Genomic DNA, 7,798 nt, shown 5'->3' on the forward strand with positions numbered 1-7,798 from the left:
GGCGGCGGCGTTGGCGGTCGCGACGTCCGCCGGGGAGGAGATCCTGTTTCGCGGGATGCTGCTGCCCACCCTCGGACTGGTGCCGCAGGCGCTCCTGTTCGGGCTCCTGCATCCCGCCGGCCGCCGCGGCTGGAGTTACCCGGTGTTCACCGCCCTCGCCGGCCTCGCCTTCGGCGCGCTCGTCGAGGCCAGCGGCCGCCTGACGCCCGCCGTCCTCGCGCACGGGGTGGTGAACGCCGCCGGGCTGCTGCGCGGGGCTCGGGCGGCCCGACGCGCCCGCCGTCACCCCGGCGACGTCGGGCGCTAGCGGCCCGCGAGCGCGGGGGCGGCCGCCCCGATGCGGCGCGCCGCCTCGCGCAGGGTCGCCTCGTCGCGCACCAACGCGAAGCGCATCCAGCCCTCCCCCGAGGGCCCGAACCCGACGCCGGGTGCGACCGCGACGCCGGTCGCGTCGAGCAACGCCAGGGCGGCGGCCACGGAGTCGTGCGCCCCGCCCGGCAGCCGCGTCCAGACGTACATGCTGGCCTCCGGCCGGTCGGTGGGGACGCCCGCATCGTTCAGCGCATCGACGAGCGCGTCGCGACGGCGGCGGTAGACCTCCGCGTCGGCCCGGAGGCGTTCGCGCGGCGTCGCGAGCGCCTCGACCGCGCCGCGCTGGATGCCGCGCCAGGCGTTGAAGTCGATCGCGCCCTTCGCCGTCGCCAACGCCCCGATCGCGCCGGGGTGCCCCAGCGCGAAGCCGATGCGGAAGCCCGCCATGTGGAACGACTTGCTGAGCGTGTAGAGCTCCACCACCCGCTCGCGCCCGCCGGGCGCCGCCAACGCCGAGGGCGCCTCGGCACCGTCGAACACGAGGTCGACGTACGGGAAGTCGTGCACGACGAGGAGGTCGTGATCCTCGGCGAAGGCGACGGCGTCGGCGAAGAACGAGGCGGGCGCAAGTGCCGCGGTCGGGTTGCTGGGGTAACTGAGGACGAGGACCTTCGCGCGCGCAGCGGCGTCGGTCGGGACCGCCGACAGGTCGGGCAGGAAGCGGCGTTCGGGCCGCAGCGGCAGGTCGACGCGTTCGAGGCCGGCGAGGGCGACCGCCCCGAACCAACTGGGGTAGCCCGGTTCGGGCAGCAGCACCGCGTCCCCGGGGTCGGCGACGGCGAACAACAGGTGCGCGAACGCCTCCTGCCCCCCGATCGTGACGAGCGCTTCGGCGTCGGCGTCGAGCGCCAGGCCGTAGCGCGAGGCGTACCAGGCGACCGCCGCCTCGCGCAGCGGCGCGGTGGCGGCGTGCAGCGTGTAGCCGTGCGCGTCCGGGTCGTGCGCCGCCGCGGCGATCGCGTCGAGCGCCGCTGGGGGCGGCGGGAGGTCGGTGGAGCCGATCGAGAGGTCGATCGGCGTCCGGCCGGCGGCCCGCAGGTCGCGTTTGGCGGCGTCCATGACCGCGAAGACCGAGTCGGGCATCGCCGCGACCCGGCGCGAGACGAAGGGGGACGTCGTCATGCGCGGCAGCCTACCGCGTGGCGCGCGTCAGCCGTCGACGTCGAGGAGGACGTCGAGGGGCCCGTCGTCCACGCGGCGCGCTTCGCAGCCGCGGCGCTCGAGGCAGGCGGTGAGGTAGCGGTAGCGCCGGCCGTGCGTGCCGGGCACCTCCGCGCGGTAGACGCGCAGGAAGCGCCGCGTCCCGGTCCGTCGGCACAGGTCGCAACACAGTTCCCCGGTGGGGTTCCCGGCCGGCGTGACGGCCTGCAGGCGCAACGCGACCTCCCCGCCGTCGCGTTCGCGGACCTCCACGACCCCGTCGCCGACGTCGTCGAGGCGGTAGCGCAGGACGCGCGGCACCAACCGGTCCTGGGTGGCGGGGAAGTAGGTGAGGACGATGTCGCGCTCGGTCCAGTCCTCCCCGCCCCGCCCGTCGTCGGGGGGTGGCGGCGTCACGTTCGCCCCCCGGCCGGCGCGGGCCGGACGAGGCGGCCGACGGTCGCACCCATCACCAGCGCGACGGCGACGAACGCCGCGAACGCGAGCGGTCCGGGGATGCCGGCGCGGATCGCGATGCCGACGAACGCCCAGATGGCGACGAGGGCGAACGGCACGTCGCCGCGCGTCGCGAGGCGCGCGAGGGCGATCGCCGTCGCGACGCCGACCACCAGCATCGCCCACGTCTCGGGCGCGAACGGCGCGCCGTCCCACCCGAGCGCGACGCCGGCCACCGCGAGGTTCGCGGCGGTCGCGACGGAAACCCAGCCGAGGTAGATGCGGAACGGCGTGCGCGCGAACGCGGCGAAGGCGCGCGCGCGGCGCGGATCCGGGTCCGTGGGGCCCGCGCGGAACGCCTCGTCGATGCGGATCAGAACGCCCAGGAGGGCCGCGAGGAGGAGTGCGGCGAGGACGGGCAGGTCGGCGTGCCACGCGAGCAACCACCCGACGTTCGCCGCGCCGCTCGCGACGATCCAGGGGGCGGCGCGGCGCAGGCGTGGATCGCGGGCCCGGGCGGCGCGCGCCTGCCAGACGGCGTGAGCGACGAGGGCGAGGTAGATGACGCCCCAGATCCCGAAAACGTAGCCCGCCGGCGTGAAGGCGGTCGGGTAGGCGGCGGAGACGTCGGCGGTGGTGCGCCCGAAGAACGGGATCGCGTTCGCGAGGCCGTTCGCGGCGATCGTCGCGACGATGGAAGCCGCGACGAGCCCCTGGCGCACGCGGTCGGCGGGCGGGACGGCCACGCGTCAGCCGTGCGGGAGGCGGCGGAGCAGGTCGGCCATGCGGATCGCCGCCTCCGCCGCTTCGGCGCCCTTGTTGCCCGCCTCCCCGCCGGCGCGGGCGAGCGCCAGCTCGCGGGTGGGGCTCGTCAACACCCCGAAGGCGACCGGTCGGCCGGTGTCGAGCGCGACGCGTTCGACGCCGCGCGCCACCATGTCGCAGACGTAGTCGTAGTGGTCGGTGGCGCCCCGTACGACCGCCCCGAGCGTGACGACCGCGTCGACGTCGGCGGCGTCGATCAACGCCGCCGCCGCGAGCGGCAGCTCGACCGCGCCGGGCACCTCGACGACGGACCGGCCGTCGTCGGCGACGCCGGCCTCCCGCAGGACCGCCAGAGCGCCGTCGAGGAGCGGATCGACGATCGCGCGGTCGTAGGGCGCGAAGGCGACGCCGACGCGGAGGCCGGCCCCGTCGAGGCGCCCGCGGAGCGCCTGCGCGGCGTGCGGGCTGGGGTCGTGGGGGGTGTCGGGGCGCGCCACGCGATCAACGACCGACGAGGTCGATGACGTCGAGCGCCGCGTCGCCGATCCGATCGTGGATCTCGTACGTCGCGACGCCGTCCTCGCCGACGCGCAGGGTGAACAGGTTCCAGCCGGGCTGCAGCGTCAGGTCGACGCCGCTGGCGGTCATGCGCGCCTCGCGGTCGACGTACAGCAACGAGAAGAAGCCGGGCGGGCGCTCGAGCTGCGAGAACGCCAGGAAGTACGGCTCCCCGCCGCCGGACACGCTCCGCGTCCAGGTGCCGTCGCCGTCGGCATCGACGTACATCCACAACGTCCCGCGGACGTAGCGCACGCCCTCGGGCTCGACGAGGTACTCGTTCAGGAGGCCGGGCAGGAGCTCCGCCCCGCTGCGGAAGGGCAGCAGGCGGTCCTCGTTCACCTCGCCGAACTCGACGGTGAACGTCCCCCCGACCGGCACGGTGCTGGCGATCTCCTCGACGGGGCGTTGGTCGGCGTCGAACAGCTGCACGCCGACGCGGACGTCGTCGGGGAGCGAGGTTTCGCTGTCGATGACGCCGCTGATCGCGGCGTCGCGTTGCGCGGACGCGACCCCGAGGACGGCCAAGACCGACAGGATCAACGTGAACGTACGGAACGGCGTTCGTCGCATGGACTCTCTCCCTCGTGGGGTCGTGGGCGCAGTGATACCACGGTACGTGGCGCCGGACGGATTCACGACCGCTCAGCGTACCCGTCCGGGTGCGCTCGGTGCCAGGCCCAGGCCGACGCGACGATGCCGCGCAGGTCGCTGCGGTGCGGCGTCCAGCCGAGCGCCGCGCCGATCTTCGCGACGCTCGCGACGAGGCGCGGCGGGTCGCCCGCCCGGCGGGGACCGACCTCGGCGGGGACGTCGGCGCCGGTGACGTCGCGGACGGTGTCGATCACCTCGCGGACGCTGTACCCGACGCCGCTGCCGAGGTTGTACGCCTCGAAGCGTCCCGGTTCGGCCGCCTCGACGGCGAGCGCGTGCGCCTCGGCGAGGTCGGCGACGTGCACGTAATCCCGGACGGCGGTCCCGTCGGGGGTCGGGTAGTCGTCGCCGTAGATGCGGACGCCGTCGCGGCGGCCGGCGGCGGCCTCCAGCACGATCGGCACCAGGTGCGTCTCGGGGCGGTGGTCCTCCCCGCGCGCCTCGGTGGCGCCGGCGGCGTTGAAGTAGCGCAGCGCGACCGCCCCCAGTCCCGCCGTGCGGCTCGCCCAGTCCAGCACCTGCTCGACGCCGTGCTTCGAAGCGCCGTAGACGCTCTCGGGCCGGACGGGTGCGGTTTCCGGGATGGGGACGGCGTCCGGCGTGCCGTACAGCGCGGCGGTGCTGGAGAACACGAAGCGGCGGACGCCGGTCGCCTGCGCGGCCTCGAGCAGGCGGATGCTGCCGGCGGTGTTGTTGCCGAAGTAGGCCATCGGGTCGCGCATGGACTCGCCGACGAGGGAGCTCGCGGCGAAGTGCACGATCGCGTCGGCGTCGTGCGCCACGAGCGTCGCCTCGACGACGGGGCGGTCGGCGACGTCGGCGTGGACGAACGTCGCGCCGTCCGGGACGGCGGCGCGGTGGCCGGTCCGGAGGTCGTCGAGGACGACGACGTCGTGGCCGCGCGCGAGGAGGGTGGAGGTCGTGACGCTACCGATGTAGCCGGCGCCGCCGGTGACGAGGATGCGCATGGGCGGCATGGTACCCGGCAGGGCGCGCGCGGAGCGTGCGCCGGGCCCGTCCCGGCGGCGGTCGGTCCGAGGTGGGTAGGATGCGCGGAACGCCACCTCGGGAGGATGCGCGCATGGCCGACCCCACCCCCACACCCGCCCCCGGTCTGGACGCCGGACTCATCTGGATGGACGGCGAGCTGGTCCCGCAGGAGCGGGCCACCGTGTCGGTCCTGAGCCACGCCCTGCACTACGGCACGAGCGTCTTCGAGGGCATCCGAACGTACGACACCGGGTCGGGCGCCGCGGTGTTCCGGCTGGACGAGCACGCCGAACGCCTGCTGGCGTCGGCCCGCATCATGGGGATGGGCGACCTCCCGAGCCTGGAGACGATCCGCGACGCGGTCGTGGCGACCGTCCGGGCGAACGCGCGGACCGCCTGTTACGTCCGGCCGCTCCTGTGGCACGGTCCGGAGTCGTTGGGGATCAACCCGCGCCGCACGAGCGTGCACTTCATGGTCGCGACGTGGCCGTGGGGCACGTACTTGGGCGACGACGCCGTCCGCGAGGGCGCGAAGGTGATGACGTCCAGCTGGCGGCGCAGTCCCCCCGACGTGCTGGCGACGAAGGCGAAGGCGGGCGGGAACTACGTCAACAGCGTCCTCGCCAACATGGAGGCCCGCGACCACGGGTACGACGAGGCGATCCTGTTGGATCACGCCGGCTTCGTCGCCGAGGGCTCGGGCGAAAACCTGTTCTTCGTGCACGACGGCGTCGTGCACGCGATCCGGCACTCGGTGAACCTGCGCGGCATCACCCGCGACAGCGTGATGCGCATCGCGGAGGCCGACGGGCGCGAGGTGCGCGAAGCGATGGCGACCCGCGACGAGCTCTACGGCGCCGACGAGGTGTTCATGGTGGGCAGCGCCGCGGAGGTCACCGGCATCGCAGAGATCGACCGGCGCGCGATCGGTGCGGGCGTCGCCGGTCCGGTGACGCTGGAGCTGCGGCGCGCCTACCTCGACGTCGTCGAGGGCCGCGACCCGCGGTTCGAGGGGTGGTTGACGCGGGTCGACTGACGTCGGGCGGGGCGCCCCCGCCCCGCCGGGGTCGGGGGCGCCCGCGGACGCGCCTCAGTAGGCCTTGGCGAAGATGACCTTGCGGGGGTAGCCGCTCGGTTGGCCGGTGTGGACGCAGGTCGTGCCTTCCGCGGAGGGCCCCTCCAGGGGGATGCAGCGCACGGTGGCCTTGGTGGCCTCCTGGATCGCCGCTTCGCTCTCCGGGTCGCCACAGTGGGTGGCGTACACCCAGCCGTGCTCGACCTTCTCGACCAACTCCTCGAACGTGTGGGCCTCGTCGACGTGCGCGTCGCGGAAGCTCCGCGCGCGCTCCAACAACCGTTCGTGGAACGCCTCGAGCCGGGCGGGAAGGTCGGCGGCGAGCGCGTCGAGCGCGACCGACGTCTTCTCGCCGGACAGGCGGTCGGCGACGACGGCGGTGCCCGCCTCGAGGTCCTTGGGGCCCAGCTCCACGCGGAGCGGGACGCCCTTGCGTTCCCACTCGTTGAACTTCCAGCCGGGACGCATGCCGTCGCGCGCGTCGACCTTCACGCGGACCCCGGCGGCGCGCAGGTCCTCCGCGAGGCGCTCCGCTGCATCCCCGACGCGGGCGGCGCCCGCGTCGTCGTTGCCGGGGGCGATGGGCACGATCACGACCGGGTGCGGCGCGAGCTTGGGCGGCAGGATCAGGCCGGCGTCGTCGCCGTGCGCCATGATGATCGCGCCGATGAAGCGCGTGGAGAAGCCCCAGCTGGTGGTGTGCGCGTAGGCGCGTTCGTTGTTCAGGTCGTTGAAGGTGATGTCGAACGCCCGCGCGAAGTTCTCGCCCATGTAGTGGCTGGTGCCCGACTGCAGCGCCTTGCCGTCGCGCATCATCGCTTCGATCGTCAGCGTCTGCAGCGCGCCCGCGAAGCGTTCCCCCTCGGTCTTCTCCCCCTCGACGACGGGGATGGCGGCGAAGTCGCGGGCGAAGGTGGCGTAGACGTCCAGCATCCGCCGGGTCTCCTCCCGCGCCTCCTCCGCGGTGGCGTGCGCGGTGTGCCCCTCCTGCCACAAGAACTCGGTCGTACGCAGGAACGGGCGGGTGCGCAACTCCCAGCGCATGACGTTCGCCCACTGGTTGTAGAGCAGCGGCAGGTCCCGGTAGCTCTGCACCCACTTGGCGTACAGCTCCCCGATGATCGTTTCCGACGTCGGCCGGATCGCCAGCGGCGTCTCGAGCTCCTTGCCGCCGGCGTGCGTCACGACCGCCAGCTCGGGGCTGAAGCCCTCGACGTGCTGCGCTTCGCGCTCGAAGAAGTCGACGGGGATCAACAGCGGGAAGTACAGGTTCTCGTGCCCCGTCGCCTTGAACATCGCGTCGAGTTCACGCTGGATGTTCTCCCACAGGGCGTAGCCGTAGGGGCGGATCACGAAACTGCCGCGGACCGGGGAGTGATCGACGAGGTCGGCCTCGTAGACGACCTCGTTGTACCAGGCGGAAAAATCCTCGTCGGGGGGCGTCAAGCCTCGCTTGGCCATGCCGCGCATCGTACCGCAGGCGCCCCCGCCGCCCGCGCCGCGGGCGGCGCGTCAACCGATCAGCAACGGCGTGCGGGTCCGCCGCAGGAGCGCCTCGAGGAGCCCCCCGAACAGGTCCTGCAGGAACCGGCGGTTCGAGTAGCTGCCGAGCACCAGCACGTCGCGGTCGCGCGCCTCCGCGGTCCGGATCAACGCGTCGGGAACCGGTCCGCTGGCCGCGACGTAGTCCGCGACCACCCCGAAGCGCTCCATGCGCGCGCGGGCGTCGTCGAGGGCGGCCTCCGCCACGCGGTCGCGTTCCGCGACGGAGACCACGACCGGGTCGAC

10 protein-coding genes are annotated in these 7,798 nt (G+C 74.1%); 2 read left to right on the forward strand and 8 right to left on the reverse strand.

Going from position 1 to position 7,798, the window contains the following annotated elements:
* Positions 1–307: CPBP family intramembrane glutamic endopeptidase (locus RI554_04720; GenBank protein MDR9391314.1), on the forward strand; the 307-nt coding region annotated here is incomplete at its 5' end.
* Here RI554_04720 and RI554_04725 read toward each other — a convergent pair.
* The 6 genes from RI554_04725 to galE form a co-directional block, all read right to left on the reverse strand.
* Complete coding sequence (locus tag RI554_04725; GenBank protein MDR9391315.1) at positions 304–1,494, reverse strand: aminotransferase class I/II-fold pyridoxal phosphate-dependent enzyme; 1,191 nt, start codon at positions 1,492–1,494, stop codon at positions 304–306. The two genes, RI554_04720 and RI554_04725, sit on opposite strands and share 4 nt — an antisense overlap.
* A gap of 27 nt (positions 1,495–1,521) precedes the next feature.
* Complete coding sequence (locus RI554_04730; GenBank protein MDR9391316.1) at positions 1,522–1,929, reverse strand: hypothetical protein; 408 nt, start codon at positions 1,927–1,929, stop codon at positions 1,522–1,524.
* Positions 1,926–2,714 carry a hypothetical protein gene (locus tag RI554_04735; GenBank protein ID MDR9391317.1) on the reverse strand — a complete coding sequence of 263 codons (789 nt, stop codon included), beginning with the start codon at positions 2,712–2,714 and terminating at the stop codon, positions 1,926–1,928. Before RI554_04735 ends, RI554_04730 begins: the two co-directional genes overlap by 4 nt.
* A 3-nt stretch (positions 2,715–2,717) precedes the next feature.
* Positions 2,718–3,230 carry a 6,7-dimethyl-8-ribityllumazine synthase gene (gene ribH, locus RI554_04740; protein MDR9391318.1) on the reverse strand — a complete coding sequence of 171 codons (513 nt, stop codon included), beginning with the start codon at positions 3,228–3,230 and terminating at the stop codon, positions 2,718–2,720.
* 4 nt (positions 3,231–3,234) lie between these two features.
* The gene (locus RI554_04745; protein MDR9391319.1) at positions 3,235–3,864 is read right to left on the reverse strand and encodes a hypothetical protein; all 630 of its coding nucleotides are present in this window, start codon (positions 3,862–3,864) and stop codon (positions 3,235–3,237) included.
* Positions 3,865–3,926: 62 nt separating this feature from the next.
* Positions 3,927–4,913: a UDP-glucose 4-epimerase GalE gene (gene galE, locus RI554_04750; GenBank protein ID MDR9391320.1), complete on the reverse strand. Its 987-nt coding sequence runs from the start codon at positions 4,911–4,913 to the stop codon at positions 3,927–3,929.
* 113 nt (positions 4,914–5,026) lie between these two features.
* On the opposite strand from galE, the gene RI554_04755 reads away from it, so the two are divergent.
* On the forward strand, positions 5,027–5,971 hold the full coding sequence (locus RI554_04755) for a branched-chain amino acid transaminase (protein MDR9391321.1): 945 nt from the start codon (positions 5,027–5,029) through the stop codon (positions 5,969–5,971).
* Between the two features lie 54 nt (positions 5,972–6,025).
* Here the strand turns inward: RI554_04755 and proS are convergent, their stop codons facing one another.
* Together proS and RI554_04765 are read right to left on the reverse strand one after the other, a co-directional pair.
* Positions 6,026–7,471, reverse strand: coding sequence for a proline--tRNA ligase (proS, locus tag RI554_04760; GenBank protein MDR9391322.1), 1,446 nt, complete (start codon positions 7,469–7,471; stop codon positions 6,026–6,028).
* A 51-nt stretch (positions 7,472–7,522) separates the two neighbouring features.
* A partial coding sequence (locus RI554_04765; GenBank protein MDR9391323.1) for a universal stress protein occupies positions 7,523–7,798 on the reverse strand: 276 nt, incomplete at its 5' end.

This window comes from Trueperaceae bacterium, assembly GCA_031581195.1.
In the GTDB taxonomy this organism is placed as follows: Bacteria; Deinococcota; Deinococci; order Deinococcales; family Trueperaceae; genus SLSQ01.

Coding starts and splice junctions, on each gene's coding strand:
- RI554_04725 (MDR9391315.1), bottom strand. CDS start 1,494: ATGACGACGTCCCCCTTCGTCTCGCGCCGGGTCGCGGCGATGCCCGAC.
- RI554_04745 (MDR9391319.1), bottom strand. CDS start 3,864: ATGCGACGAACGCCGTTCCGTACGTTCACGTTGATCCTGTCGGTCTTG.
- galE (MDR9391320.1), bottom strand. CDS start 4,913: ATGCGCATCCTCGTCACCGGCGGCGCCGGCTACATCGGTAGCGTCACG.
- RI554_04755 (MDR9391321.1), top strand. CDS start 5,027: ATGGCCGACCCCACCCCCACACCCGCCCCCGGTCTGGACGCCGGACTC.
- proS (MDR9391322.1), bottom strand. CDS start 7,471: ATGGCCAAGCGAGGCTTGACGCCCCCCGACGAGGATTTTTCCGCCTGG.